This window comes from Lacinutrix neustonica, assembly GCF_026625145.1.
Taxonomy (GTDB): Bacteria; Bacteroidota; Bacteroidia; order Flavobacteriales; family Flavobacteriaceae; genus Lacinutrix; species Lacinutrix neustonica.
Genome location: NZ_CP113088.1, coordinates 1,354,916 through 1,380,242 on the forward strand (window position 1 = coordinate 1,354,916; position 25,327 = coordinate 1,380,242).

Sequence of the window (25,327 nt, forward strand, 5' to 3'; positions counted from 1 at the left end):
AATTTAACTACTAATTTAAAATAAAATCTTTGATGATTTTATCCATATTTGAAGGCAAGGCCGCCGATTTAATTACATATCTATTTACTTTCATAGCATCAAACCAGTCACTCCAATATTTTTTAATTACTTCTTCTTCGTATGGGTTTTTTGTATCCGGATTAATACCTAAAACTAATATCTCAAGATTTGATAAATCGTTATTTGCTGGTATAAACCCAAATTGCTTTTCAGCTATATCATTTTCCCAATCTTTAGTATTTAACTTAAAACTTCTTATCACTTGAGGTGTTAGATAAGAGGTTAGCTTAGCTTCTTTCATTTTTGTGTCTTTATGGTATATATAACCATCTGTTAAAACAATTAAAATATTTCTGAAATTTTCATCAACACAGTAATCATTAACTTTTGTTTTAAAAAACCGCCAAGTATCAGATCCCACGTACTTATTGTCCGCAATTGCCAGATCATATATTTTTTGAGGTTTTGAAGCATAACTTTCTTTAATATTGTCAAGAATAGGTAAAGTTACATTCTTTCTATTAAGACTATACTTTAAGCTATTAGAAATAGAATTGATATTTTGATTACTAGGTTCGGATCAAAATACAATTGTATTTTATCTTTAATAGCTCTAACCTTTTTCCCTCTTACATGCATGTCAAAAGCTTCGGATACAGATTTAATATAAGCAACATCTCTTTGATAATATTCCATTGCACTATTGGGATGTTTCTCAGGACTTATCCTATCTGATAAGTCTAATAAAAAACTAATATTTAGGTTATCGTTAGACTTATGTGATACTACTTCTTCTAAGTGTTCTTCAATATCAATTCCATATTCTTTAGCATCTTCTTTACAAGACGCTAAAACAACAAGTACTAACAAAAACAATTTGTTTATTTTTTTTTTCATCATTTTATATTTTTTCAAATATTATATTCTGAACTTCAATATCCTTAAGATTTAATTCGTTAAGATGGTTTGAAGCAACAGTTTCACAATTTTCTCTAATTGCATCCAGCTGCTTTATTGGAAATTGCAATTCTGAATTAATAGCCTGAAACCAGCCTTCAACATATTGATAATGATAATGTAGATATTCCTTTACTGGAAAAATAAACCCATCTATTTTTGATTGTAATTCTGTTATTTTCCCTTTTATAGCTGTAACCTCTTGTTGCACATTATCAATAAGAATAGCTAATTCTTCTCTCTTTTTTATTGCATTCTTTATTGTCTCTTTCTGATTCACAATAAATACCTTTATTTTATCTACATTCTCATGCTCTTTCATCACAAAATCAAACACTAAACCCCAAATAATATAGACTACAAATCCAGCAAAAATAATCCCCCAAAAATTAACACTACTTAATGCATCTGTAGGGGAAAACTGTTGTCCAAGCACTGCATCATATAAAAAAATTTTCTTTTCAATTAAGTACGCTAAAATCACATCAAACATGAATGTTAAAACATATAGCGATCCAATTTTCACGAATGCTTGCCATCCTTTTATTTTATGAAACATATGCACTAAATAACCAAGCCCCATAAAAACAAACGGTAAAGTCCCTACAAAAATAGCTTCTAACCATCCATCACTTATAGCTTTACCTAATGCATTTGCATCAAAAATAGCAGCAGACAAACTATCAGTTTCAAAATCTTTAAAGAAAGCAGAGTATGTTGCAGATATATAAAAGACAAAAAGGTAAATTGTTATTGGTAACAACAGAAATAACCCAATATAAAATTGAGCTTTTGGTCGTTTATCCGAATCTATACCATATTTATCAGGATGTTGCTTAACATCAATAATCTCGAATTTAGACTTATCAATGGAGCTCTGAATAACTTTTATTTGATCTTCGTAAATAGATTTAGCTGTTTCTCTTTTTTTAAGTTCTGTACGTTCTCGTTCTTGAGACTCTACATAAGGTTGTTTCAAGACCTTCTGCTCATTAAGCTGTTTTCTGCAAAGGTTTTCAAAAGTGTTAAATAAGTTATGTAATCCCATTCCAAATGTTAATGGATTACCATCAGCTTTCTTAGATGCTCCATATCCACTTTGATAATAAGTTATCCTAACCTGCTCCCTAGCCTCTTCTGTGTTCTCAGTTTCAAACTTACTTGGTTCGCTATTTTTTAATTTAAATAATTTTTTTAATTGCACCCATAATTACGAATTTATATCTCTTATAATATCTTCTTTATTAATACCCTTTTTAGCAGAGTCCAATAAATAATCTGCCAATTCGATAATATTCTCATCTAAAAACTCGAATTTTTTACAATACTTTTTTAGTGTATTATATTCATCGTCCGTCACTTTTCCATCAGCCCAAATCATCACAGCCAAATCATATAAATATTCTACTCGTAACTCTAAAGCTTCGGAATGGATGAATCGTGGGAAGGATTTAGTAAAATGTCATTTAGTTGTTCTTTTGTCAGTCCCCGTTCTTCTGCAAACTTATAGAGCATTTGCATTTCAAGGATATCGAAATTATCATCTGAAAAAGCAATTTGATAGAGCCTTAAAAAGTGACTTTTTAATTCGGTTGATATCATAATTAGTTTGATTTGTGGTTTTAGATGGATTCTATTAAAATAATTTTGTTTTTTTTTGTACAACTCACATTTTCGCTGGTATTACAACCATTCACGCACTGCTCTTATAGACTGATGTCATTTTCTAGATAATTCCTTCGTTCCTTATCACTTTTAATGCTAGTGCTTTTATATTGCCCATATTTTAAAATTCTGTTCTCAAACTCTAAAAGTATACCTTAAAAACAAAGAACCCTTACGGTTTTCCGTAAGGGTGGAAAGTATGCTGTATTAGATTCCTCCTTAACAATTACTCATACAAGTGCTTCCAAAGTGTTTTTTATTTAAAGGTCACTAACTGCGTATCTTTTTCTGGTTCTAAACTCCAATAAGTATACTCATCGTCGCCTTTGTACCACCGATAGCGTGCTTGTTTAAATCGGTACATCTTTAATGATTCTCGAATTTGGTTTTGAAAGTCTTTCTTGTTTTTATTCGCCGCGAAAATCCCTCCTGTAAGATTAATATATGTACTACCAAAGCCACTCGAATACACGTTAATATCATTACTCCAAAGCTTATCAGCCATAATTTTAGCATATTCTTTTCTCATTTTTGGAAACTCCCGAACTTGAAGATTTACCACTTTATTTTTAAGGGTTTTAGCCAATTTCCGGATTTCAGGAGCTTCATATTTTTCGCCATCTTCGATTATTTTAGCCCAAGCTCCGAATAGAATGAGTTCCATTTGCAAAGCATCTACACTTCCTTTATAAGAAGAAAAGTCAACACCTTCTGTAATGGCTGCTATTTCTCTTTCCAACTGTTTTTTTTGTTCTATCTCATTGGTTTCACGCGCCTTTTTTTTGGCTGCTTCTTTAGCCAATAGCTTTTGTTCTTTTTCCATAGTTATTAAACTATCTGCTTTAATAATGAGGTATTGTGCTTCTTTATAGCCTGTGTCTGTTGGTTTGATTTTAGATAATCCTGATTTCGCAAGTTTATAATTTCCGGTGTTCAAATGTTCTTTTGAAGCTGCTATTTTTTCTTCAAAAGTTTGTTCAGGTATTGCCATTCCAAATAAAACCCAAAGCGCGAAATTTAGAACAAACCAAATGCCAAAAATTTTAATTCTATTGGGATATTTGCTCCATTTCATAATCATTTCAGGTTTAACCATTCCGATTATAAAAACTACAAATAATACACCTATCATAAGAAAAAGTAAAATTGGTAAAATCATAAAGTTTGTTTTTTGTGTTTAATGTTTAGATACAGATGTCTTACTCATAAATTTATGTACTCAAATACACCATAGTGCTTTCTTAGTGCTTAAAAACACCTTGAATTCTCATGAGTTTTTACAGCCATTTTTTTTGCAATTCACTTTTTCACTGGTATTTATCCATAGGCTGGCATGCTCTTTTGTGTCCTTACCACATCCTGTATTGTTTCCCTTTTGCCCTTTGTGTACTATTGCTGTTGGTGTGTGTTTTACTGCCATAATGTTTAGCTTGTATTGTTTAATACTTCAAACTTAACCCTTGAAAACAAAAAAACCTTACGGAAAACCGTAAGGCCTTTTCTTGGTTAAAACAATTGATTAATAGCTTCTTTGCATTGATTATTAGCTAAGCACAGCTTTAAGTTGTAAACTTAGGTGCATTTTATTCCCTATCGTTACGGTAACCCGTAAAGGGCTAAAATAAATGGCCTTTAAAAGAAGTAAACTAAATTATATCAAACCTAAATCCTTCATCTTAGCAACTAAGTGCGTTACATTATCAGCCTTAAATTGAATGCGGAGTTTATTTAAGCGTTTCTCTATAGAGCTTACACTACTGGGTGAGATATTATTGGTTATAAAATACCTGCTTACCCCTTTTTGGTCTAAACCATGAGAAAGCTGGTTAACCAATGCTATATCATAATCGTCTATCTCTAGATTAGACTTCTGACTTAAAGCTTGAGAAACTTGAGGCGAAACAAAACATTCGTTTTGGAAGACCTTAATAATGGCTTGGTTAATTTCAATTAAACCACGCCTGCCCTTGCAAACGTAAGCATTCGTTTTGGCTGTTTGAATTAGAAACCGTACTCTTTGCAACCGGTCTTCTACAGAATATACAATGACTTTAAGCTCCGGATAATTTTCCTTAATAAATGTAATTAGTGCATCTCCAGATTCTAGTTTTTGTTCACGATAATCTGTTTTAAATGACAAGTCTGTAATCACCAAATCGAAAGGCGCTTTATCTAAAATAGCCCGTTTAATTTTAAGAACGGCATCATCACAATATTGCACTTGCTCTACAGCATTTATACCTAATGCAGCTAACACTGATGTTACCCCTTGATTAATACTTCCTAAATCGTCTGCAATTAAAACTTTTTTAAACATACGTTACACTCTTATTTTTGCTGTAAACCCTTCATTTTTTTCTGATTCAAAAGTAAATATTCCATTAATAGATTGAATACGGTTTTCCACATTAGCAAGACCATTGCCTCTTTTAAGAACCTGACCTTTACCATTATCGTTATAATCTATTGTGATTTTTCGGTTTTGTTTACCAAACTTTATAACAACTATGGTAGCTTCGCTATGCTTCTTCATATTTATCATTAATTCCTGAAGCACTCTGTAAATTATTGTTTTCTTAATAGTAGAAACCTCTTGCCATGCAATCTTAGATAAATCTTTAGTAATAATACTTACCGTATCATTTTTATAGTTTAACAATAAATCTGATAGTATGTTATCAAAAGTATCGTTAAGTTCAATCGCGCTATTTTCGTTAGAAATGTCTCTTGTTCTATTGTAGATACTTTCCAAATCATCAAGTACTTCCTCTTTATAATCGGTATTACTTTGCAGTTTAGTCATGACGTGATACATATCATTAGCAACTTCATCGTGAACTCTTTTAGAAATACGTGTTTCAGTTTTATAGACTTCTTGTAATTTTTGTTTTTTATGTCTAACGTTTAGTATAAAGAATATAGAGAGTCCAATACTAAAAATAAGTACTGCTATAAACTGATAGAACTGTCTATTTGCTTTTTCTTCTTGCGTTTTTATTTCGCTTTTAACCACATTATATTTTAATAATGCAAACTTATTTTGGCTTTGGTTTTTAGCTTTCTGCAAACTGTCGCTTAAACTAAAATATTCGTTAGCTACAGCATAATCTCCTGAATCCATTCTTAATCCGGAAGCATCTAATTTGTAGGATAAACTATTTATTAGACGCGCAACATTATAAGCCTTTATAGCATAGGCCGTGGCTTGTAAAGAATCCTTCGTACTTAAATAGTACTTTGACAAATTTCGATAACTAGGATAGAGCTCAGAACTGTTTTTAGATTGTTTTCTTAACTCTAAAGCTTTATGCAGATAAGGCAAAGCGTTTTCCTTATTTAATCTTAATTTAATATGGCCTAAGTTATCAATTACCCTCGCTATTTCCATTGTATCCCTTACTCTGAAAAACATCTTAGAGGCCTTTAAAAGTGTTTGCTCCGCTTCATTTAATTTATTTTCATCTTTTAAGATATTGGATATATTATTATAAATAACCAAACTGTCTTCAGACTTTTCAATTAACACCAATGCCTCATTATACTTTTTAATGGCTTCAGAATATAATTGCTTCTCTTTATAGACTTTACCTAAAAGATTTAATAAGCTTATTCTTAAATAATTAGTATACTCAGTACGATCAAGTTTATCTAAAAGCAATAATGCTTTTACAGAAGCAACTTCACTTTCATCATAAAAACCCATCTTAAAATCAATTTTTGAAAGAAAGTATAAATTATAAGCTTGAGCTTGCTTATTACCATTTTTTTTATTCAAGACTAAATCTTTTTTAAAAAACAGGTAGGCCTTTGAAAGATTGCTTTGCGATTGCACGAAATCAATACTTTTTGTATAGTAATTTAAACTATCTATAGACTCTTGGGTAAATCCAACTTTAAAAAAAAACAAAATAAATACAGATAAAAAAAAGAGGAATGAATTTTTTAATGATTTCATTCCTCTAAAATAGAAACTAATTTTTAGTTATTTACCGCCTTGACTGTTTTTCCCTCCTGATGGTGGTGGCGGTGGCGGTGGTGGATCTATATCACCATCTTCTCCACAACAGTCTGTTGCTTGTGTTTGGTCTTCAGCGACTATATGTTCCGGTGTGCAAGAAAAAAAAGCGCCATTGAGGAAAACCGTAAACATAATTATAAATAATTTCTTCATTTTATTGAAATTTAAAATTGGACAATAGTGTTGCTTTCCGATAGTTTTATCAGAGATTTAAGTTTGTACAGCAACACGCTAAAACGTGAAGAGCATGCTCTTCGATTTTTGGAAAGTGTAGAGCATATTACTTAAGAAGAATGGTTACTTTCCAAATCACCATTACTGCTTAGGACAACACGCTACTATAGAATAAAAATAATCTCGTAAGCCTTATTACGACAAGGCATTATTTAATTCTGAGTCAAATAAATGAAGATTAATAAAAACAGTATGGAAAGGCTATGGAAAGTTTGTGGAAAAGAATTTCCAAGTCCATAATCAACAAAAAAAGAAGACGATTAAATGCATAGAAAATTACTTATCGATGCTTTTAAAAAAGCAGAAAAGGAAGAAAGGTTGGTAAAAAAAACACACATTAGTGAATTTCTCTCTGATTTTATTATTGAAGATTCGGAATTCCCTATGGTGAAAAGATATTGAGAATTCATTATAACAATGCCATCGACAATACTGGTGAGAAAGTTGAGTTAAAGATTTTTGTGGTTAATAGTTTATGCAAGTACCTGGGCTATGCTTCGTTTAGTGATTACGAGAAGAAAGAACCTGTCTCTTCGTTCAACACAAGTGAAAATTTCTTTATAAAAAATAAAATAAAAATTATACTCACTTTTGCGTTAGTTAGCACTGCACTTATAATTGCCTCCTTTACAATTGAAACCCAAAAATGGATGGTTTGGAAGAATGACCATTATGAAGAAGTTCCATTTGATATTGAAAAATATAATATACGTGAAATAAAAGTTTACAATAAAAACAGGATTCTAAGTTTTAGGAAGACTATTCCTGATTGCAAAACGGTGTACTTCAAAACCAATGGACATGAGAATTTATGGTATGGTAAGAACCACAATAAAGAGCTTGAATTTTTCACCGCTCTAGGCTTACATCCGAGAGACAGGGAAGACGCTCAAGCCTATTACCGAGTATATGATTAAAAAGTATCTATGTGACTCCTACAGGGCTACCAAAGACTTCTAGTGCTAGATAGCATAAACAACTACAAAATTTAATTGAAATTCCTATTTAATATTCTTCTGCCCAATCCAAACCCGACCATGCGGCACAAAATAATAAGTTGTGTGACTAATGGGATCAACAACCGTTCGGGGGTTTTCTTTGAGTTTGCGTTTTGCCCACTTCTTATGCTTTCTATACTCTTTAAGGGTATAAAACTCGTCCGGCGTGGCCTCAAAATCTTCACGGGGTATAGAAGGTTTCGTCTAAGGCGTGTGCCCAGCTGAATTGGCTCAATGCTTCAGAAAAGTTCCCATAATTAATTAATGGGATTTGCTTTTGTATGTCAGGTTTATAGAAGGTTCTATCATAAAAGTCTAAGCAACTGCCAATACTGCACACCACCTGCGATTTTTGTAGGTTGGGCTCATAAAGCCATAACGCTAGATAATAAGGGGTCTCTAATTTTTTTAGTTGTTCTTCCCATTGGTTAAAGATGTGAAGCAATCCTGCTAATACTTTTTTTCGGGTTGCTCCTTTTAATACGGGACCTTTGTGAATGCCGCTACTTAAATCGCTATAGGGACTTACCCAAACTTTTACATGAGACCTGTGTGTACGAAGTAAATAGTCTAGATCTAAGTGTTGGCTATCCTTTACCCAATGATCTATGGCTTTCCGAGATGCGTTTATGTCCTTTATTTTTGGTGTGCTTCATTGTGTTAAACAATTACTTCTACGAGATTTTAAATACTGTTTTTTATGCAACCACTTACCAGCAGCAGTTACTACATACGATTTTATTTCTACAGGATTGTTTTGGTCATCGAACTGGTAGACGTACTCCCGTTTATCTCGGTAAACTTCCGTCTTTATGTATTTTAGCTTTTTTAATGTACTTGTTATAATACCGTGGTGTATTGGAACCTTGTTCAAAACAATCGGGATTGGTAGGCCGTTAGTTTTTAAGGTCATGCAAGTACAAAACACTAATTAACAGGAGGAAGCATACAGATAGCAGGTTTTTCATAGGGTAATGGAGTTCTTATCATTAATAACAAAACGGTTACAATGTACTCATTTTAAATAAAAAAGTAATATTAGATATTATTAAACGGCTCTGTTACCTTTTGCAAGACACCAAGAATAAGGCACTAAAAAAAATCTCATGGCTAAAGTAAAGCATGAGATTTTTTTTTAGTTATAATGAAGACGTAAAAAATCTAGATTTCCTATTCTTCCTCCTCTCGAGCAGCTCCTGGAATCATTTCAATATTATGATGCATATTATCCATGGCATTTGCTATTTTCTTTTTTTCAGATGCACTAAGCCCAGTCGACTCGTTCTCCAATTTGATATTGCCCTTTCCATCGGGCTCCAAATTTTCATTTTTAGTCACCTTATCAAAATTCATGGATTTTCTATAAGGACTTTGAAAGTCTGCGTGTTTTTTCTCTTTAGTCATGTGTTCCGTTTTTAAATTAGTGATCATGTAATGTAATATCTTCACTCAAAAGCGGTTAATGGATTTGCTTAAATTTTTAACGGTATCAAAATGGAAAAATCATACATCTGTTTATAACATAAACTAAAAACCTTTATCCTTTGAAACTATAAGAGACACTCTTAGCTGAAAAAAAAGATTTTACTGTTCCCTAAGACCCTTCCGGTTTTAAACTATATTTATAAAAATTTAAAGCATGACTAAAACGGTTACCGAGGCTATAGCCTATAGGCGTTCAACACGCGTGTATCTCGACACAGACATAGACAGCGAAAAAGTGAAACACTGTATTTATAATGCCACGCTAGCACCTACTAGCAGTAATTTACAACTTTGGGAATTTTATCATGTGACAGATAAAGACACGCTAGCACAATTAGCTAGAGCCTGTTTTAAGCAGAACGCAGCTAAAACAGCTAAACAATTAGTGATTGTAGTGACCGGAAAAGATTTATGGCAAAAGCGTGCTCAAGCGAATTTGTCCTTTTTAGATCAGGTGTATAGCAAACCAAAGTTAACAGACCAAGAGCTGAAACGCAAAAAACAGGCTACCGACTATTACAGTAAAATAATCCCCACCATTTATATTGATTTTCTAGGTATGTTAGGGTATCTCAAATATTTTATTTTTCAAATCATTGGGCTTTTTAGACCTATTTACAGACAAGCAAGAGCCAGTGATATGCGTATTGTGGTCCATAAAAGTGCCGCTCTAGCAGCCGAGAATTTCATGCTCAGTATGGCTGAAATAGGATACGACACTTGCCCGATGGAAGGGAGTGACACATTAAGAGTGAAGCAAATAATAGGCTTGCCAAGAGGTGCAGAAATTAATATGGTGATTGGTTGTGGTATTAGAACGCCTGAAGGTATTTATGGACCACGATTTAGAGTGCCATTCGAATCTGTGTATTTTAATGTATAACTGACATGTGATTTTATCAGCAAAAAACTGTAATTTTAACATCATTTATTTTATATTTTTAAATTCCCCAAAACGATTACAATGAAAATATTGGTAACAGGTGGCTTAGGGTATATAGGCTCGCACGTGGTTGTAGAACTTCAAAATGAAGGGTTTGATGTGGTCGTTATTGACAACTTATCAAATACCTCTATAGAAGTACTAAAAGGCATCACGGCAATCACGAATAAAGAACCCGTATTTGAAAATATCGATTTGAGAGACAAAGCGCTGGTGACTGATTTTTTTAATAGACATCCGAGACGTCTCTAGTGTTATTCATTTTGCCGCTTCAAAAGCGGTTGGAGAAAGTGTAGAATTACCACTACTATACTATGAAAATAACTTAAATCCTTTAATATACCTCTTACAAGAACTACAAAAAAAAGCAGCAGCACATTTCATTTTTAGTTCGTCGTGTACGGTTTATGGGCAAGCCGATGAGCTACCTATAACTGAAAACGCTCCCATAAAACCTGCCGAATCCCCTTATGGGAACACCAAACAAATAGGCGAAGCCATTATAAAAGACACCAGCAAGGTCACCGCCCATTTAAACTCGATTGCCTTGCGCTATTTTAATCCCATTGGTGCTCATGACACCGCAAATATTGGGGAATTACCTACGGGAACACCTCAAAATCTAGTCCCATTTATTACGCAAACAGCCATCGGATTAAGAGAAAAACTCTCTGTTTTTGGTAACGATTATCCCACAAAAGATGGCACTTGCATTAGAGATTACATCCATGTGGTAGACTTAGCTCAAGCGCATGTTACTGCGCTGAAACGCCTTATAAAAAAGGAGAATAACAGTAATTTTGAAGTTTATAATATTGGAACGGGAAAAGGATCGTCGGTTTTACAAGTCATTACGGCCTTTGAAAAAATTACTGGCGAAAAACTAAATTACCAAATCGTCGAAAGACGTCAAGGAGATGTTATTGCCGCCTATGCAGATACAACCAAGGCTAAAAAAAGTTTGGGATGGCAAACCACGCGAAGTTTAACAGACGCGCTATCCTCAGCTTGGAAATGGGAACAAAAAATAAGGTCCTAAAGACTACTCGTTTAAATCCAAGGCTAACTTTTTAGACTGCCATGTTGAAAACCCACCTTCTAAATCATAAATCTTTTTAAAACCAGCATCATACATTTTTTGCGCACTCTTGGCGCTTCTACCACCACTTTTACAATATAAAACCACCGGTTTTTCTTTATCTAAACCGTGAAATAGCGTCATCAAAGCTTGAAGAATTATAATCAATATTTTGTGCTTTTTCCAAATGCCCCGAATCATATTCTCCCGGAGTTCTGACATCTATAAGCTGTACGTTTTCTAACTCTAAAAGTAGTTGCGCTTCTTCTGTAGAAACGACTTGAACCTCCTGTTGATTCGATTGTGATGCGCATCCTAAGAGGCTAAAGAACAAAACAAACAAAAAGACAATTATTGATTTTTTCATAATAGATAAGTTTCGATTAAGGTCTATGTTCTATTGGGCAATTTCACCAGTCCATTCTTGAAAACCGCCAAGCAAATTATAGGCGTTTTTAAATCCCATTTGACTCATAATACCACAGGCCTGACCACTTCTACCTCCGGATTTACAATACACATAATAATTTTTATCCTTATCTAGAGCCTCTAGTTCGTAAATAAAAGCCTGACCTTTAAAAATATTTAGGTTTTTTGCATTGGGAATGTACCCCTCTTCTACTTCTTCTTCTGTTCTCACATCAAGAATAAACGCATTGTCGTCCTCTTTTAGTTGTTGAGCCCACTGCTCTTGTGATAAATCTGCCATTGTGTTTTGTTTATACCTACAAAGTTAATCAATTTAATGTTCGTTTAAAATGGAAGACAAAAAAAACCTGAAGGTTAATGACTTCAGGCCTCTACTTACTGCTTTAAACAAGGATTATACTTTAATAGAACAGCCAATGGCTTTGGTTTCTTTTATTTCAATGTCTTTTCCTTTCAAAAGTGCATCCACTGCATTTTCAACATATTTGGTTTTCACCTTTGTCGCATCTTGATAATTATCATCAATAGCACCAATATACTTCACAATGTTTCCGCCCTTTGTTTTTTCTAAAATGTAAATATGGGGTGTTTTAGTCGCGCCATATTGCGGATATATTTTTTGATTGGTATCCATTAAGTAAGGGAAAGTAAATCCTTTTTCTTGAGCACGCGCTTTCATAGCATCCATACTATCTCCTGGTTTTACCTCTACATTATTTGGCATGATCGCTATTACAGGGTACCCTTGAGAAGCATACTTTTTATTCAAGGCTTCTATTCGATCTTCATAAGCCACCGCGTAGGGGCAAGTATTACACGTAAAGGTGATAATAAAACCTTTGGCGTCTTTAAAATTGGATAGTGACACCATTTTACCATCAATATTAGGTAATTTAAAATCGGTAGCCACATCACCAACCTTATAGCCTTCTCTTACTTGCTTTTTACTAATTGTAAATGCACTAACGCCAGCAATTACAATGGCCACTAGTACTAATTTCATTAACTTTTTCATTGTTTTTATTTTAAAAATTTATCGACTTCGTTTTTTAATTCGTCATAATTAAAGGATTGCTCGTAAAATTGACGTTTACTTTTATTATAAATCAAGGTTGCAGGAATAGCGCCGGACCACTCGGCACTTACCTTCGGAATCCAAGCATTTGAATCTACATCGTTTAAAACAACCACTTTCGATTGTAGCTTATGTTCAACAATAAAGGGCTTCAGCCTTTTTTCATATTGATTGGGAAAATCTAAACTCACTAACACTACTTCCACTTGTTTAGCACCATAGGCTTGATGCAACTTTTCAAAATAGGGTAATTCTTTAACGCAAGGCGCACACCACGTGGCCCAAAAATTGACAACATACGTTTTATGGTCTTCTTTTGTCAAGAATTTCTCAAGCCCTTCAAAATCATAGACCTCCAGTTCTTTTGTAACCACGTTTGAGTCCCTTTCTAAAGCTGGAGACCCCTGTTTTGTTTCCCCCTTACAAGATATAAAAAGCACTACTAATAATACAACCATCTTCTTCATCGTATAAAGTTATCAATACCTTGTATGGGTTTTTAAATTTTAACAAAAGATTAAGGGTCCTTTTACTCGATTTATAAAAGATAATTTTACATTTGTATATACAATTGTTGTACATGAAAGAGTTAAAAGATATTATAAAAACCAATGCAGTTATACCGCTCCCTAGGAAGACGGTCATTAATATTACCCTGACCAATATCATGGTTAAAGAAAAGATGTTAACGATCATGAAACCTTTTGATTTATCAATGGAGCAATTTAATGTCCTTCGAATTCTACGGGGAAAAAAAGGAGAACCAGCAAATCTACAAGACATTCAAGATAGAATGGTGAGTAAAATGAGTAACACGACGCGGTTAGTGGATAAATTAATTCTAAAGAATTTAGTTGAACGCTTCACTTGTAAAGTAAACAGAAGAAAAGTAGACATTTACATCACAGACAAAGGATTACAACTCTTAAAAGAAATAGATCCTATCATTGACAGTACTGAAAAGGAAATAACAGCAAACCTAACGGAACAAGAATTGCAACAATTAAATGTTTTACTCGAAAAAATGAGACACTAATTTTTTAAAACCACGACGTATTTATTAACAATAAAAAAGAAATAAAATATGGAACATTACATAGAAGCTTTAAACTGGAGATATGCTACAAAAAGATTTGATGTCTCAAAAAAAATCTCAACCCAAGATTTGGGCACTTTAAAAAAAGCGATACAATTAACAGCCTCCTCTTATGGTTTACAACCATATAAGATTTTGATTATTGAAGATCCTGAGACGAGAAAAAAATTATTAGAAGCCTCTTATGGGCAACCTCAAATAACAGAGGCGTCTCAAATTGTTGTATTTGCAAACATGACGACTTTTGACGATACGTTAGTAGACGATTATATTACCAATGCGAGTGAAACTAGAGGTATTGCAAAAAGCAGTTTACAAGACTATGCGGACACCATGAAATCGACGCTGTCGTCTTTGTCTCCAACTGAAAAAAGTAATTGGACGGCTAAACAAGCATACATTGCATTAGGGAACCTTTTATCTGCAGCAGCTACATTACGCATTGATGCCTGTCCTATGGAAGGTTTTCAATCGGAACAATACAATGAGATCCTAGGCCTTAATGCTCTTAATCTCAATGCAGCAGTTATTGCTACTATTGGCTATAGATCTACTGAGGATGACACACAACATTATGCCAAAGTAAGAAAACCACTGAACGAATTATTCACAACCATTTAAATAATAAATAAATTAAAATCTTTTTAAAATGAAAACAATTAAAAACACCTTAGTTATTGCCTTTGCACTCACATTAGCCTCTTTTACCACCATTTCTGATAAAAAAGTAAATGTAAAAGAAAGTACAATCACCTGGAAAGGTTACAAAATAACAGGAGCACACGAAGGTACCATCGATCTTAAAGAAGGGGCGTTAACGTTTAATAATGATGCATTAACTGGCGGTCATTTTATTATGGATATGACTTCTATAAACACGACAGATCTTGAAGGAGAGTCTAAAGGGAAACTTGATGGGCATTTAAAATCTGCCGATTTCTTTGGTACAGATGCGCACCCAACGGCCGACTTAAAAATAACAAACGTAGTTAGCAATGGAAACACTTACACCGTAACAGGAGATTTAACCATTAAAAACATAACCAATCCGGTAACTTTTACTATGGATGTAAAAGACAATACAGCCACTGCAACAGTAAAAATAGACCGTACAAAATTCGACATTAAATATGGTTCTGCTAGTTTCTTTGACGGACTGAAAGACAAAGCCATTTCTAACGAATTTGATATCAATGTTAATTTAGTATTTTAAATAACAATGAATTACGAGAAAAAATCCTATTAACATAAATAGGATTTTTTTATTAAAAGGTTTGATAACTAAAGTATCATTTTATATCTTTGAACTTTATATCAAAAATGAACAATATTTTAAATCATACTTGGTGGTGGAATTCTCGAAAAACAATTCGTGAATAAACCCCTACATATATTTAAAATTAAAATATAGAAAAAGGCTTGTCATTCACGACAAGCCTTTTTTATTTAAACCTAGTGAATGAAAACATTTAGTCTTTACACCCATTACAAAAAAATTCTTGCAGACACGATTACACCTGTAAGTATTTATCTTAAAATACGCGATAAATTCCCGAATAGCATTTTATTAGAAAGTAGTGATTACCATGCCAGCGACAACAGTTTTTCGTACATCTGTTTCAATCCTATTGCCTCTATAAAAGTAAAAGGAAAGCATATTGATCAAACCTTTCCGGATGGCAGTGTTTTAAGAAACAGAACTACTGATGTGGCAAAAACCATTCATAAATTCACCAAACGCTTTAAGGTGAATTCAGATGAGACCTTTAAATTCATTAACAATGGTATTTTTGGCTACACGGCTTACGATGCTGTGAAATACTTTGAAGATATAGAGATTTCAAAAAAACCAGATTCTTTAGATATTCCGGACATTTATTATGCGGTTTATCAAAACATCATTGCCATAAACCATTTTAAAAACGAAGCCTATATTTTTGCGCACTGTCACAATACAGAAAATAATATAGACGACATTCTACATCTCATCAAATCGAAAAATTTTGCCTCTTACGAATTTTCAACCCAATCAGACATCCAGTCCAACTTAACGGATGAAGAGTATAAAGAGCACGTGACTTTAGCAAAACAACATTGCGCCCGTGGCGATGTATTTCAACTCGTGTTATCCAAAAAATTCTCACAGGGGTTTAAAGGAGATGAATTCAATGTCTATAGAGCCTTACGTAGTATCAATCCTTCGCCTTATTTATTTTATTTCGATTATGGTGATTTTAAAATCTTCGGAAGCTCTCCGAAGCGCAACTGGTTGTTTCTAATGGTTTAGCTGAAATACACCCTATTGCAGGCACGTTTAAACGTACTGGTCATGACGAAAAAGATGCAGAGCTCGCAAAAGAACTAGCGACTGATGAAAAAGAAAATGCAGAACACGTGATGCTGGTCGACCTTGCTAGAAACGATTTAAGTCGCCACGGCAGCCAAGTAGAAGTAGAAACCTACAGAGAAGCACAATTTTTCTCTCACGTAATACACCTCGTTAGTAAAGTCACAGGAAAAGTCCATAAAGGCACACCAACCATGCAAGTCGTGGCAGACACCTTTCCTGCAGGAACCCTAAGTGGTGCGCCAAAACATAATGCGATGCAGCTCATTGAAAAATATGAAAAAACGAGCCGTGCGTTTTACGGCGGTGCCATTGGTTTTATGGATTTTAATGGCAATTACAATCATGCGATTATGATTCGAACGTTTTTAAGTAAAAATCATGAACTCCATTGGCAGGCCGGTGCAGGTATCGTTTCTAAATCGAACCCGGATAATGAGTTACAAGAAGTTTATAATAAACTGGGAGCATTAACAAAAGCCATTGAATTAGCCAAAGACATTTAAATCATGGGTAATACACCACAAGACCTAACGCTATAATTTAAAAAATTACCACATTGGTGGGAATGACAAAAATAATTATGAAAGTACTAGTAATAGATAACTACGACAGTTTCACCTATAATTTAGTCCACTATTTAGAAGACTTAAATTGTGAAGTTACTGTGAAACGCAACGATAAATTAACCCTAGATGAAGTAGAAGCTTTCGAGAAAATTGTACTCTCTCCAGGTCCTGGAATCCCGGATGAAGCAGGCCTATTGAAAGCCATAATAAAACAATATTCAGCAACCAAGAGCATCTTAGGCGTGTGCTTAGGCCAACAGGCGATAGCTGAAGTTTTTGGTGGTACTCTTATTAATCCGGATCATGTATTTCACGGCGTGGCCACTCCAGTTGAGGTCATTGTAGACGATGAACCCCTTTTTAAAGGACTCGACAAAACATTTAATGTTGGCCGCTATCATTCTTGGGTGGTGGACCCCAATTTACCGGAGGCTTTAGAGGCGACGTCTGTTGACGACAATGGGCAAATCATGTCCTTAAGACATACAGTTTATGACGTTAAAGGCGTGCAATACCACCCGGAGTCTGTATTAACACCCAACGGAAAACGCCTTTTAGAAAATTGGATACACCAATAAAAAGTAATGCAATCGCAGTAAATAGTGCGCCCTGCGCCCTACAAGACATAAGATAATTATTAATTTAATAGCACGCTTTCCTATGGAAAGGGTTGGGAAATAGAAATGAAACACATATTAAACAGACTTATAAATCAAGAAAACATTACGAGTGCAGAAGCTAAAGAGGTGTTGGTCAATATTTCAAAGGGCGATTATAATCAAAGTCAAATCGCTTCTTTTCTTACCGTTTTTATGATGCGCAGTATTACACTTGAGGAGCTCCAAGGGTTCCGTGATGCCCTATTAGAATTATGTATTCCTGTGGATCTTTCAGAATTTAACGCCATTGATTTATGTGGTACTGGCGGGGATGGCAAAGACACTTTTAATATTTCTACTCTGTCCTCTTTTGTAACGGCAGGTGCAGGCGTAAAAGTGGCCAAGCATGGAAACTATGGCGTTTCTTCGGCTTGTGGATCTTCGAATGTTATGGAAAAATTAGGCATAAAATTCACCTCTGATAAAAGCTTTTTACAAAAAAGTATTGATGCCGCTGGCATTTGTGTGTTACATGCGCCATTATTTCACCCAGCCATGAAACATGTGGCACCTATACGTAAAGCTTTGGGTGTAAAAACCTTCTTTAACATGTTGGGCCCAATGGTCAATCCATCGTTTCCTAAGAACCAAATGGTTGGTGTGTTTAATTTAGAATTACAACGACTATACAGCTATTTATACCAAAATACAGATAAGCAGTACAGTATTGTTCATGCTTTAGACGGATATGACGAAATTTCCCTAACTGGAAACACTAAAATCATTTCCAATACCTCAGAAACCATGCTGGCACCTAAAGATTTAGACGTAGAACAGATCGATCAAAGTGCTATTTTTGGGGGTGACACGGTAAATGCTTCAGCAAGAATATTTTTAAAAGTGATTAGTGGAAAAGGTACCGAGGCACAAAATAATGTGGTGTATGCTAATGCAGGATTAGCCATTGCTACTGTGAAACAAATAGATCATAAACAAGGTTTTGATATGGCCAAAGAATCGCTGATGAGTGGCAGAGCAAAAGCGAGTTTAGAAAAACTGATCGCGTTGAGTAAATAATAAGCATTTATAAAATACGCCCACCTAACACTGAAGACAGTAACATGGATATATTAACTAAAATAATAAACGATAAACGTATTGAGGTCAACTTTCGAAAACAGCTCATTCCAGTAAGCCAATTGGAGCGCTCTGTTTTATTTGAACGCAAAACGCTGTCACTAGCACAAAAAATTAAGGACAGTAGTACGGGGATTATTGCAGAACACAAGCGGCGGTCTCCATCGAAAGCAGTGATTAATCAAAGTTTTAATGTTTTTGATGTGGCTGAAGGCTATGAAACAGCGGGGGCTTGTGGCATGTCTGTGTTAACGGATGCAAAATATTTTGGTGGGAGTTTAGACGATTTACTAACAGCAAGAGCCAGCTGTAATCTACCTTTACTAAGGAAAGAATTCATTATTGATGCCTACCAAATTATTGAGGCCAAAGCCTATGGCGCCGATGTTATTTTATTAATTGCTGCACTATTAACAAGAGAAGAAATCAAACAACTTTCTAAACTGGCCAAAAGTTTAAACCTAGAGGTGCTTTTAGAAGTACATAACGAAGAAGAATTAAACAAATCTATAATGCCCAGCTTAGACATGCTAGGGGTTAATAACCGCAATTTAAAAACCTTTGCTGTTAGTTTAGAAACCAGTAAACAATTGAGTGAATTGATTCCAAACGATTTTGTTAAAGTATCAGAAAGTGGCATTAGCAGTGTGGAAGCCATTAAAACATTACAACCCTTTGGTTATAAAGGCTTTCTTATAGGAGAAAACTTTATGAAAACCACTCATGCCGGAGAAAGCGCTAGGGTGTTTATAGAACAATTACAACAATAAATGATGTCTTCCGCACGGGATTTGGAAGTCATAAATTAAAGATGATATTAACATAGTTCTGCCGTTGCCTGTCTAAAGCACAGTCGAAAGGCGGAAATAAAAAAACAAATTGCAATGAAACTAAAAGTATGTGGAATGAAAGTGGAAAGCAACATTTTAGATGTTGCCGATTTACACCCCGATTATATGGGCTTTATATTTTATGAGAAATCGCCACGATATTTCAAAGAAACAATTCCTAAATTACCCGAAACTATTGAGAAAATTGGTGTTTTTGTAAACGCATCATTAGACTTTTTAGTCGATAAAATTGAAACACACCAATTACAAGGGGTGCAACTACATGGTGACGAATCTCCGAATTTTGCGAGCAGTTAAGAGCCTATGACATTAAAATCATCAAAGTGTTTTCTGTAAAAAACCAATTCGACTTTAGTGTTTTAGAACCTTATGAATCGGTTTGTGACTATTATTTATTTGATACCAAAGGAAAAGAGCCCGGTGGCAATGGGTATACCTTTAACTGGAACATTTTTAAAAAATACCCCTCCAATAAATCGTACTTTTTAAGTGGTGGTATTGGTCCTGAAACATTAGAGGCCTTATTACTGTTCTTAAAACGACCAGAGTCTGATTTGTGTTGTACTCTCGATATAAACAGCAAGTTTGAAACGGTTTCAGGGTTTAAAGACCTCAAAAAGATAAAAGATTTTCAATACCAATTAAAAATTAATGGTTATGGCGTATAATATAAACGACAAAGGCTATTACGGAGAATTTGGAGGGGCATACATCCCGAAATGCTCTATCCAAATGTAGAAGAGTTACGTCAGAATTATTTAAAAATAATGGCTGAACCTTCTTTTAAAGAGGCCTTCGACCACTTATTAAAAGATTATGTGGGCCGTCCTTCTCCCCTCTATTTTGCCAAACGGCTTTCAGAGAAATATAACACAAAAATCTACCTTAAACGAGAAGATTTAAACCATACCGGCGCCCATAAAATCAACAATACAATTGGTCAAATTTTAATGGCACAACGTTTAGGCAAAACGCGAATCATTGCAGAAACGGGCGCAGGACAACACGGTGTGGCGACCGCTACGGTTTGTGCTTTAATGGGCATGGAATGTATTGTTTACATGGGAGAAATTGATATTGCAAGACAAGCACCTAATGTGGCCGTAATGAAAATGCTAGGCGCTAAAGTTGTCCCTGCACTGTCACGGAAGTCGCACTCTAAAAGATGCCACAAACGAAGCGATTCGCGATTGGATTAACAATCCTGTAGACACGCATTATATTATAGGAAGTGTGGTGGGCCCACACCCCTATCCGGATATGGTCGCGCGTTTCCAAGCCGTGGTATCCGAAGAAATCAAATGGCAATTAAAAACTAAAGAAGGCCGAGAATCACCAGATTATGTGGTAGCTTGTGTTGGTGGTGGCAGTAATGCTGCGGGTGCATTTTACCATTATTTAGAAGACACCCGTGTAAAACTAATAGCGGTAGAAGCTGCCGGAAAAGGTATTCATTCGGAGAGAGTGCGGCGACTTCTGTCTTAGGAAAAGAAGGGATTATTCATGGTAGTAAAACGCTTTTAATGCAAACTAAAGACGGACAAATTACCGAGCCCTACTCTATTTCTGCTGGTTTAGATTATCCTGGTGTTGGCCCCATGCATGCGCATTTGTATAAAACGGGCCGCGCAGAATTTATATCTATTACAGATGATGAAGCGATGCATGCCGGTTTAGAATTGAGTCAGTTAGAAGGTATCATCCCTGCTATAGAAACGTCGCATTCATTAGCGATCTTCAAAGACAAAAAATTTAAAGAGGAAGATATTATAGTAATAAATCTCTCCGGCCGTGGCGATAAAGACTTACAGAATTATATTGATTATTTTAAATTATAAATAGGGCGTTACCATATATAGTCAGGCTTTCAAGGGGCGCTATCAAAGATGCCCTCAAACAAACCTTTCAATCCTTATCGCAGCAAGCAAACAAAATTGGAATGGTTACCAAGGATAAAGAAATGTTGAGAATCAAGTCTCACCATTGAGGTGAAGGCGAAAACTCAATGAAGAAAATAAAAAAGTTTAATTAAATAAGGTTCTCTTTTTGGAGGAAGTAAACATGAACAGAATTAATCAAAAACTACAAGAAAACAAAAAGCTACTATCCCTCTATTTTTCGGCAGGCTATCCCAGTTTGAATGCTACGGTAGACATTATTGAAAACCTAGAAAAAAGTGGTGTTGATATGATTGAAATTGGATTACCGTTCAGTGATCCTTTGGCAGACGGACCAACCATTCAAGCGAGTTCAACAACTGCTTTAAAAAACGGAATGACGACTGAAGTCCTCTTCAAGCAATTGAAAGATATAAGAAAAACGGTTTCCATCCCGCTAATTATCATGGGCTATTTCAATCCCATATTACAATATGGCGTAGAAGCCTTTTGTAACACATGCCAAGACATTGGTATTGATGGTTTAATCATCCCCGATTTACCCGTGGATGTCTACAACGATCAATACAAAGCTACTTTTGAAAAATATGGATTGATTAATGTCTTTTTGATTACACCACAAACCTCTATAGAACGTATCCATTTTATAGACTCTATTTCTAAGGGGTTTATATATATGGTAAGTAGCGCAAGTGTTACTGGGAGCAGCTCCGGATTTGGTGATGAACAAACCGCCTATTTCAAACGCATTGAAGCCATGAAGTTGAATAACCCACAAATAGTAGGGTTTGGAATTTCAGATAATAAAACCTTCACCCAAGCGACCAAATATGCAAAGGGCGCCATTATTGGTAGTGCATTTATAAAGCATTTGAAAAATGATGGGATAACTAAAATTTCTCAATTTGTTTCCAGCATTTTAAGATAGTTTAACAGATGTGAAACGAGTTTTAACTAAGCCTTATGAGAAATTGTTGGTAATGGTTCGTAACTTAGTGATGAACCAAAAAAAACGATACATCATGGGAGTTACAGAAGATAGAAAAAAATTTAAAACAACAAAAGAGCAAACAAACCCTACCAATCCAACAGGAAATACCAATATTGAAACCAATAAATTTGATATTGATGAGTCCACAATAAAAGAGCAACAGAAAAAGAAATAATTGCTCAGTATTTATTTCTTAACAAAGCCTAAATAATTTATTGTTTAGGCTTTGTATTGTATAAATATAACGCATCACTATAGTCATGTATTAAAACATTCCAGTGTCGATTTGCTAAAAGAGATAGTCATCATATACAAGTTAAAACATTAAATAATGTCAGACATTATATATCGAAGCGGCACGCGTGAGGACTTACCTATTTTGTTACAATTTGAGCAAGCCATTATATCCTTTGAACGCGAGTTTGACAAAAACTTAAAAGCCCCCTGTGTCTATTATGACTTTGAAGGCCTTTTTAGTTCTCCGGACACCAAAATAATAGTGGCGCAACACCATTCTAAATTAATAGGCTCCGGTTAGGCTAAAATTGTTAATGCCAAACCGTATCACATCAATCAAAGGTATGCCTATATGGGTTTTATGTTTATTGATCCCGAATACAGAGGACAAGGGGTTATTCAAAACATCATTGAAACCCTTAAAAATTGGGCGAAGACTAAACATGTGGTAGAAGCACGCTTATTAGTGTACCACGATAATTTAGGTGCGATTAGAGCGTATGAAAAAAGTGGCTTTAAGAAACACACGTTAGAAATAAAATTAGAATTCGAATAAACATCACATTATGCCCTTAAACATTGTTTTAATAGAGCCTGAAATCCCAAATAACACAGGCAACATTGGTCGATTAGCCCTAGCCTCCGGATCTAGATTACATTTAGTAAAGCCTTTTGGTTTTGAAATCACCGATACGCGATTAAAGCGTGCCGGTTTAGATTATTGGCAATATTTGGAAGTTATATACTACGAATCCTCAGAAGCTTTTTTTAAAAAACATAAAAATGCGAAAATGGCTTTCCTTTCTAGTAAGGCTTCTAAACACCACTGGGACATTCCGTTTGAAGACAACCTATTCCTTGTTTTCGGGAAAGAATCTACTGGCTTGTCGAACACGATAATTGAAGCACATAACGCGTCCATTTACAAAATTCCGTTATTAAGTAATCACATCCGGAGTTTAAATCTAGCCAATGCCGTGAGCATAACTGTGTATGAAGGTTTAAGGCAAATACAAAACTAAAAAAAACAACGATTAGATCCCTATAAACATCTCATTTACAGACGCTAGAATTAATAACAAATAAATTTTAAACTATTATTTTTGTATGACATTTAATATTACATTCGCGACAAAATTGATAGTATTATTTTACTTTTTACCATAACCATTAATTAATGAAAAATATAGAAAATATTGAACTGGCTTACTTAACGCTTGACGATTATCAAGAACTTAAAGAGGCCATGATCGCATCTTACTCAACAATGCCGGACTCCATATGGAAGGAACATCAAATTAAAAAATTGATAGACGAATTTCGAGAAGGACAAGTGGTTATAAAAATTAATAATCAAATAGCTGGTTGTGCGTTGTGTATTATAGTCGATTACGATAAGTATGAAGATTTTCATACTTACGAGCAAATAACTGGAAATTATACTTTTAACACACACACCAAAGATGGAGATGTTATTTACGGGGTTGATGTTTTTATTAAACCGAGAATTTAGAGGCTTACGTTTAGGGCGCCGTTTATATGATTACAGGAAAGAACTTTGTGAGCGTTTAAACTTAAAAGGCTTAGCCTTTGGGGGACGTATTCCAAACTTCCATAAATATTCAGACAAGCTTACAGCCAAGGAATATATTGACAAAGTAAAAACAAAAGAGATTCACGATCCCGTTTTAAATTTTCAAATCTCGAACGATTTTCACCCCACTAGAATTTTAAAAAATTACTTAGAGGGAGACGCCTCTTCACACGATTATGCTGTTTTACTAGAGTGGGATAATATTTATTATGAGAAGAAGAATAAAAAAGCTACGACCATAAAAAAAATAGTCCGTTTAGGCCTTGTACAATGGCAAATGCGCCCGTATAAGGATTTAGACGAACTCATGCACCAAGCTGAATTTTTCGTGGATGCCGTCTCCGGATACCGAAGTGATTTTGCATTATTCCCTGAGTTCTTTAATGCACCATTAATGGCACCTAACAACCACATGTCTACACCGGAGGCCATACGTGAGTTAGCAAAACATACCGCAGAGATTGTACAACGCTTTTCCAAGTTAGCCATCTCTTATAATATTAATATTATTACGGGCAGCATGCCGGAAATGGTAGATGACAAACTTTATAATGTGGGGTATTTATGCAGACGGGACGGTACTATGGAGCGTTATGAAAAATTGCATGTGACTCCTGATGAAGCGAAAGTTTGGGGTATGGTTGGCGGAAACAAACTCCAAGCGTTTGATACCGATTGTGGTAAAATAGGCATCTTAATTTGTTATGATTCTGAATTCCCTGAATTGAGTCGTCTCCTTGCCGATGAAGGCATGGATATTCTATTTGTTCCTTTTTTAACAGACACTCAAAATGGATTTTCAAGAGTTAGACATTGTGCACAAGCCAGAGCGATTGAAAACGAATGTTATGTAGCCATAGCAGGAAGTGTGGGAAACCTTCCAAAGGTTCAAAACATGGACATTCAGTTTGCACAATCCATGGTGTTTACACCTTGTGACTTTGCTTTTCCTACTAATGGTGTAAAAGCAGAAGCGACGCAAAACACAGAAATGATTCTAATTGCCGATGTTGATATTGATTTATTAAGAGAACTCAATCAATTTGGAAGTGTGAGAAATTTAAAGGACAGAAGAACTGACCTTTTTGAATTAAAAAAGAAATAA

31 protein-coding genes and 5 pseudogenes are annotated in these 25,327 nt (G+C 34.8%); 20 read left to right on the top strand and 16 right to left on the bottom strand.

Going from position 1 to position 25,327, the window contains the following annotated elements:
- Positions 1 to 10: 10 nt before the first annotated feature.
- From N7U66_RS07530 to N7U66_RS07570, 10 genes are all read right to left on the bottom strand, one after another.
- The gene (locus N7U66_RS07530) at positions 11 to 442 is read right to left on the bottom strand and encodes a hypothetical protein (RefSeq protein WP_267677956.1); all 432 of its coding nucleotides are present in this window, start codon (positions 440 to 442) and stop codon (positions 11 to 13) included.
- A 113-nt stretch (positions 443 to 555) separates the two neighbouring features.
- Positions 556 to 921, bottom strand: a complete 366-nt coding sequence (locus tag N7U66_RS07535; protein ID WP_267677957.1) for a hypothetical protein — start codon at positions 919 to 921, stop codon at positions 556 to 558.
- A 1-nt stretch (position 922) separates the two neighbouring features.
- On the bottom strand, positions 923 to 2,182 hold the full coding sequence (locus N7U66_RS07540) for an ABC transporter permease (RefSeq protein WP_267677958.1): 1,260 nt from the start codon (positions 2,180 to 2,182) through the stop codon (positions 923 to 925).
- 6 nt (positions 2,183 to 2,188) lie between these two features.
- The gene (locus N7U66_RS21535; RefSeq protein WP_313791456.1) at positions 2,189 to 2,359 is read right to left on the bottom strand and encodes a hypothetical protein; all 171 of its coding nucleotides are present in this window, start codon (positions 2,357 to 2,359) and stop codon (positions 2,189 to 2,191) included.
- Between the two features lie 35 nt (positions 2,360 to 2,394).
- Positions 2,395 to 2,580 carry a hypothetical protein gene (locus tag N7U66_RS21540; RefSeq protein WP_313791457.1) on the bottom strand — a complete coding sequence of 62 codons (186 nt, stop codon included), beginning with the start codon at positions 2,578 to 2,580 and terminating at the stop codon, positions 2,395 to 2,397.
- A 319-nt stretch (positions 2,581 to 2,899) separates the two neighbouring features.
- Positions 2,900 to 3,718, bottom strand: coding sequence for a hypothetical protein (locus N7U66_RS07550; RefSeq protein WP_267677959.1), 819 nt, complete (start codon positions 3,716 to 3,718; stop codon positions 2,900 to 2,902).
- Between the two features lie 192 nt (positions 3,719 to 3,910).
- Positions 3,911 to 4,063 carry a hypothetical protein gene (locus N7U66_RS07555; RefSeq protein WP_267677960.1) on the bottom strand — a complete coding sequence of 51 codons (153 nt, stop codon included), beginning with the start codon at positions 4,061 to 4,063 and terminating at the stop codon, positions 3,911 to 3,913.
- Between the two features lie 231 nt (positions 4,064 to 4,294).
- Positions 4,295 to 4,960 (bottom strand): response regulator, encoded by a 666-nt coding sequence (locus N7U66_RS07560; protein WP_267677961.1) that lies wholly within the window; start codon positions 4,958 to 4,960, stop codon positions 4,295 to 4,297.
- A gap of 3 nt (positions 4,961 to 4,963) precedes the next feature.
- Positions 4,964 to 6,598, bottom strand: a complete 1,635-nt coding sequence (locus N7U66_RS07565; protein ID WP_267677962.1) for a tetratricopeptide repeat-containing sensor histidine kinase — start codon at positions 6,596 to 6,598, stop codon at positions 4,964 to 4,966.
- A gap of 27 nt (positions 6,599 to 6,625) precedes the next feature.
- A complete protein-coding gene (locus N7U66_RS07570) occupies positions 6,626 to 6,814 on the bottom strand; it encodes a hypothetical protein (RefSeq protein ID WP_267677963.1) in 189 nt (62 codons plus the stop codon).
- 345 nt (positions 6,815 to 7,159) lie between these two features.
- Between N7U66_RS07570 and N7U66_RS07575 the strand changes: the two genes are divergently transcribed.
- Entirely contained in the window at positions 7,160 to 7,297 is a 138-nt protein-coding gene (locus N7U66_RS07575) for a hypothetical protein (RefSeq protein ID WP_267677964.1), read from the top strand.
- A complete protein-coding gene (locus N7U66_RS07580; protein WP_267677965.1) occupies positions 7,294 to 7,812 on the top strand; it encodes a hypothetical protein in 519 nt (172 codons plus the stop codon). The genes N7U66_RS07575 and N7U66_RS07580 overlap by 4 nt, the downstream gene beginning before the upstream one ends.
- 262 nt (positions 7,813 to 8,074) lie before the next feature.
- Here the strand turns inward: N7U66_RS07580 and N7U66_RS07585 are convergent, their stop codons facing one another.
- A complete protein-coding gene (locus N7U66_RS07585) occupies positions 8,075 to 8,338 on the bottom strand; it encodes a hypothetical protein (protein ID WP_267677966.1) in 264 nt (87 codons plus the stop codon).
- A 725-nt stretch (positions 8,339 to 9,063) separates the two neighbouring features.
- Positions 9,064 to 9,342, bottom strand: a complete 279-nt coding sequence (locus N7U66_RS07590; protein ID WP_267677967.1) for a hypothetical protein — start codon at positions 9,340 to 9,342, stop codon at positions 9,064 to 9,066.
- Positions 9,343 to 9,532: 190 nt separating this feature from the next.
- Here N7U66_RS07590 and N7U66_RS07595 point away from each other — a divergent pair, with 190 nt between their 5' ends.
- Entirely contained in the window at positions 9,533 to 10,261 is a 729-nt protein-coding gene (locus N7U66_RS07595; protein ID WP_267677968.1) for a nitroreductase family protein, read from the top strand.
- A gap of 81 nt (positions 10,262 to 10,342) precedes the next feature.
- A pseudogene (gene galE, locus N7U66_RS07600) lies at positions 10,343 to 11,360 on the top strand (UDP-glucose 4-epimerase GalE).
- 3 nt (positions 11,361 to 11,363) lie between these two features.
- Here galE and N7U66_RS07605 read toward each other — a convergent pair.
- From N7U66_RS07605 to N7U66_RS07620, 4 genes and pseudogenes are all read right to left on the bottom strand, one after another.
- Positions 11,364 to 11,766, bottom strand: a pseudogene (locus tag N7U66_RS07605) (rhodanese-like domain-containing protein).
- 30 nt (positions 11,767 to 11,796) lie between these two features.
- On the bottom strand, positions 11,797 to 12,108 hold the full coding sequence (locus N7U66_RS07610) for a rhodanese-like domain-containing protein (RefSeq protein WP_267677969.1): 312 nt from the start codon (positions 12,106 to 12,108) through the stop codon (positions 11,797 to 11,799).
- Between the two features lie 114 nt (positions 12,109 to 12,222).
- On the bottom strand, positions 12,223 to 12,831 hold the full coding sequence (locus N7U66_RS07615; protein WP_267677970.1) for a thioredoxin family protein: 609 nt from the start codon (positions 12,829 to 12,831) through the stop codon (positions 12,223 to 12,225).
- 17 nt (positions 12,832 to 12,848) lie between these two features.
- Positions 12,849 to 13,361 (bottom strand): TlpA family protein disulfide reductase, encoded by a 513-nt coding sequence (locus tag N7U66_RS07620; protein ID WP_313791458.1) that lies wholly within the window; start codon positions 13,359 to 13,361, stop codon positions 12,849 to 12,851.
- Positions 13,362 to 13,483: 122 nt separating this feature from the next.
- Between N7U66_RS07620 and N7U66_RS07625 the strand changes: the two genes are divergently transcribed.
- From N7U66_RS07625 to N7U66_RS07695, 16 genes and pseudogenes are all read left to right on the top strand, one after another.
- Positions 13,484 to 13,939 carry a MarR family winged helix-turn-helix transcriptional regulator gene (locus N7U66_RS07625; RefSeq protein WP_267677972.1) on the top strand — a complete coding sequence of 152 codons (456 nt, stop codon included), beginning with the start codon at positions 13,484 to 13,486 and terminating at the stop codon, positions 13,937 to 13,939.
- A gap of 48 nt (positions 13,940 to 13,987) precedes the next feature.
- Complete coding sequence (locus N7U66_RS07630) at positions 13,988 to 14,620, top strand: NAD(P)H-dependent oxidoreductase (protein ID WP_267677973.1); 633 nt, start codon at positions 13,988 to 13,990, stop codon at positions 14,618 to 14,620.
- 28 nt (positions 14,621 to 14,648) lie between these two features.
- Positions 14,649 to 15,212 carry a YceI family protein gene (locus N7U66_RS07635; protein WP_267677974.1) on the top strand — a complete coding sequence of 188 codons (564 nt, stop codon included), beginning with the start codon at positions 14,649 to 14,651 and terminating at the stop codon, positions 15,210 to 15,212.
- A gap of 246 nt (positions 15,213 to 15,458) precedes the next feature.
- Positions 15,459 to 16,852 (top strand): annotated as a pseudogene (locus N7U66_RS07640) (anthranilate synthase component I family protein).
- Positions 16,853 to 16,926: 74 nt separating this feature from the next.
- On the top strand, positions 16,927 to 17,493 hold the full coding sequence (locus tag N7U66_RS07645) for an anthranilate synthase component II (RefSeq protein ID WP_267678493.1): 567 nt from the start codon (positions 16,927 to 16,929) through the stop codon (positions 17,491 to 17,493).
- 105 nt (positions 17,494 to 17,598) lie between these two features.
- On the top strand, positions 17,599 to 18,591 hold the full coding sequence (trpD, locus tag N7U66_RS07650; RefSeq protein ID WP_267677975.1) for an anthranilate phosphoribosyltransferase: 993 nt from the start codon (positions 17,599 to 17,601) through the stop codon (positions 18,589 to 18,591).
- A gap of 44 nt (positions 18,592 to 18,635) precedes the next feature.
- A complete protein-coding gene (trpC, locus tag N7U66_RS07655) occupies positions 18,636 to 19,421 on the top strand; it encodes an indole-3-glycerol phosphate synthase TrpC (RefSeq protein WP_267677976.1) in 786 nt (261 codons plus the stop codon).
- A gap of 114 nt (positions 19,422 to 19,535) precedes the next feature.
- Positions 19,536 to 19,799, top strand: a complete 264-nt coding sequence (locus N7U66_RS21545) for a phosphoribosylanthranilate isomerase (RefSeq protein ID WP_313791459.1) — start codon at positions 19,536 to 19,538, stop codon at positions 19,797 to 19,799.
- 26 nt (positions 19,800 to 19,825) lie between these two features.
- On the top strand, positions 19,826 to 20,170 hold the full coding sequence (locus N7U66_RS21550) for a phosphoribosylanthranilate isomerase (protein WP_313791460.1): 345 nt from the start codon (positions 19,826 to 19,828) through the stop codon (positions 20,168 to 20,170).
- A pseudogene (gene trpB, locus N7U66_RS07665) lies at positions 20,160 to 21,340 on the top strand (tryptophan synthase subunit beta). The gene N7U66_RS21550 and the pseudogene trpB overlap by 11 nt, the downstream one beginning before the upstream one ends.
- A 223-nt stretch (positions 21,341 to 21,563) precedes the next feature.
- Entirely contained in the window at positions 21,564 to 22,328 is a 765-nt protein-coding gene (gene trpA / locus N7U66_RS07670; RefSeq protein WP_267677977.1) for a tryptophan synthase subunit alpha, read from the top strand.
- Between the two features lie 10 nt (positions 22,329 to 22,338).
- Positions 22,339 to 22,566, top strand: coding sequence for a hypothetical protein (locus tag N7U66_RS07675; protein ID WP_267678610.1), 228 nt, complete (start codon positions 22,339 to 22,341; stop codon positions 22,564 to 22,566).
- Positions 22,567 to 22,722: 156 nt separating this feature from the next.
- On the top strand, positions 22,723 to 22,929 hold the full coding sequence (locus N7U66_RS07680; RefSeq protein ID WP_267677978.1) for a hypothetical protein: 207 nt from the start codon (positions 22,723 to 22,725) through the stop codon (positions 22,927 to 22,929).
- Between the two features lie 30 nt (positions 22,930 to 22,959).
- Entirely contained in the window at positions 22,960 to 23,184 is a 225-nt protein-coding gene (locus N7U66_RS07685; protein ID WP_390886645.1) for a GNAT family N-acetyltransferase, read from the top strand.
- A 10-nt stretch (positions 23,185 to 23,194) separates the two neighbouring features.
- Entirely contained in the window at positions 23,195 to 23,650 is a 456-nt protein-coding gene (locus N7U66_RS07690; RefSeq protein WP_267677979.1) for a tRNA (cytidine(34)-2'-O)-methyltransferase, read from the top strand.
- A 155-nt stretch (positions 23,651 to 23,805) separates the two neighbouring features.
- Positions 23,806 to 25,327, top strand: a pseudogene (locus tag N7U66_RS07695) (carbon-nitrogen hydrolase family protein).

Coding starts and splice junctions, on each gene's coding strand:
- trpA (WP_267677977.1), top strand. CDS start 21,564: ATGAACAGAATTAATCAAAAACTACAAGAAAACAAAAAGCTACTATCC.
- N7U66_RS07635 (WP_267677974.1), top strand. CDS start 14,649: ATGAAAACAATTAAAAACACCTTAGTTATTGCCTTTGCACTCACATTA.
- N7U66_RS07615 (WP_267677970.1), bottom strand. CDS start 12,831: ATGAAATTAGTACTAGTGGCCATTGTAATTGCTGGCGTTAGTGCATTT.
- N7U66_RS07630 (WP_267677973.1), top strand. CDS start 13,988: ATGGAACATTACATAGAAGCTTTAAACTGGAGATATGCTACAAAAAGA.
- N7U66_RS07565 (WP_267677962.1), bottom strand. CDS start 6,598: ATGAAATCATTAAAAAATTCATTCCTCTTTTTTTTATCTGTATTTATT.
- N7U66_RS21540 (WP_313791457.1), bottom strand. CDS start 2,580: ATGATATCAACCGAATTAAAAAGTCACTTTTTAAGGCTCTATCAAATT.
- N7U66_RS07570 (WP_267677963.1), bottom strand. CDS start 6,814: ATGAAGAAATTATTTATAATTATGTTTACGGTTTTCCTCAATGGCGCT.
- N7U66_RS21535 (WP_313791456.1), bottom strand. CDS start 2,359: ATGATTTGGGCTGATGGAAAAGTGACGGACGATGAATATAATACACTA.
- N7U66_RS07680 (WP_267677978.1), top strand. CDS start 22,723: ATGTCAGACATTATATATCGAAGCGGCACGCGTGAGGACTTACCTATT.
- trpD (WP_267677975.1), top strand. CDS start 17,599: ATGAAACACATATTAAACAGACTTATAAATCAAGAAAACATTACGAGT.
- N7U66_RS07690 (WP_267677979.1), top strand. CDS start 23,195: ATGCCCTTAAACATTGTTTTAATAGAGCCTGAAATCCCAAATAACACA.
- N7U66_RS07575 (WP_267677964.1), top strand. CDS start 7,160: ATGCATAGAAAATTACTTATCGATGCTTTTAAAAAAGCAGAAAAGGAA.
- N7U66_RS21545 (WP_313791459.1), top strand. CDS start 19,536: ATGAAACTAAAAGTATGTGGAATGAAAGTGGAAAGCAACATTTTAGAT.
- N7U66_RS07625 (WP_267677972.1), top strand. CDS start 13,484: ATGAAAGAGTTAAAAGATATTATAAAAACCAATGCAGTTATACCGCTC.
- N7U66_RS07535 (WP_267677957.1), bottom strand. CDS start 921: ATGATGAAAAAAAAAATAAACAAATTGTTTTTGTTAGTACTTGTTGTT.
- N7U66_RS07610 (WP_267677969.1), bottom strand. CDS start 12,108: ATGGCAGATTTATCACAAGAGCAGTGGGCTCAACAACTAAAAGAGGAC.
- N7U66_RS07550 (WP_267677959.1), bottom strand. CDS start 3,718: ATGAAATGGAGCAAATATCCCAATAGAATTAAAATTTTTGGCATTTGG.
- N7U66_RS07620 (WP_313791458.1), bottom strand. CDS start 13,361: ATGGTTGTATTATTAGTAGTGCTTTTTATATCTTGTAAGGGGGAAACA.
- trpC (WP_267677976.1), top strand. CDS start 18,636: ATGGATATATTAACTAAAATAATAAACGATAAACGTATTGAGGTCAAC.
- N7U66_RS07560 (WP_267677961.1), bottom strand. CDS start 4,960: ATGTTTAAAAAAGTTTTAATTGCAGACGATTTAGGAAGTATTAATCAA.
- N7U66_RS07555 (WP_267677960.1), bottom strand. CDS start 4,063: ATGGCAGTAAAACACACACCAACAGCAATAGTACACAAAGGGCAAAAG.
- N7U66_RS07595 (WP_267677968.1), top strand. CDS start 9,533: ATGACTAAAACGGTTACCGAGGCTATAGCCTATAGGCGTTCAACACGC.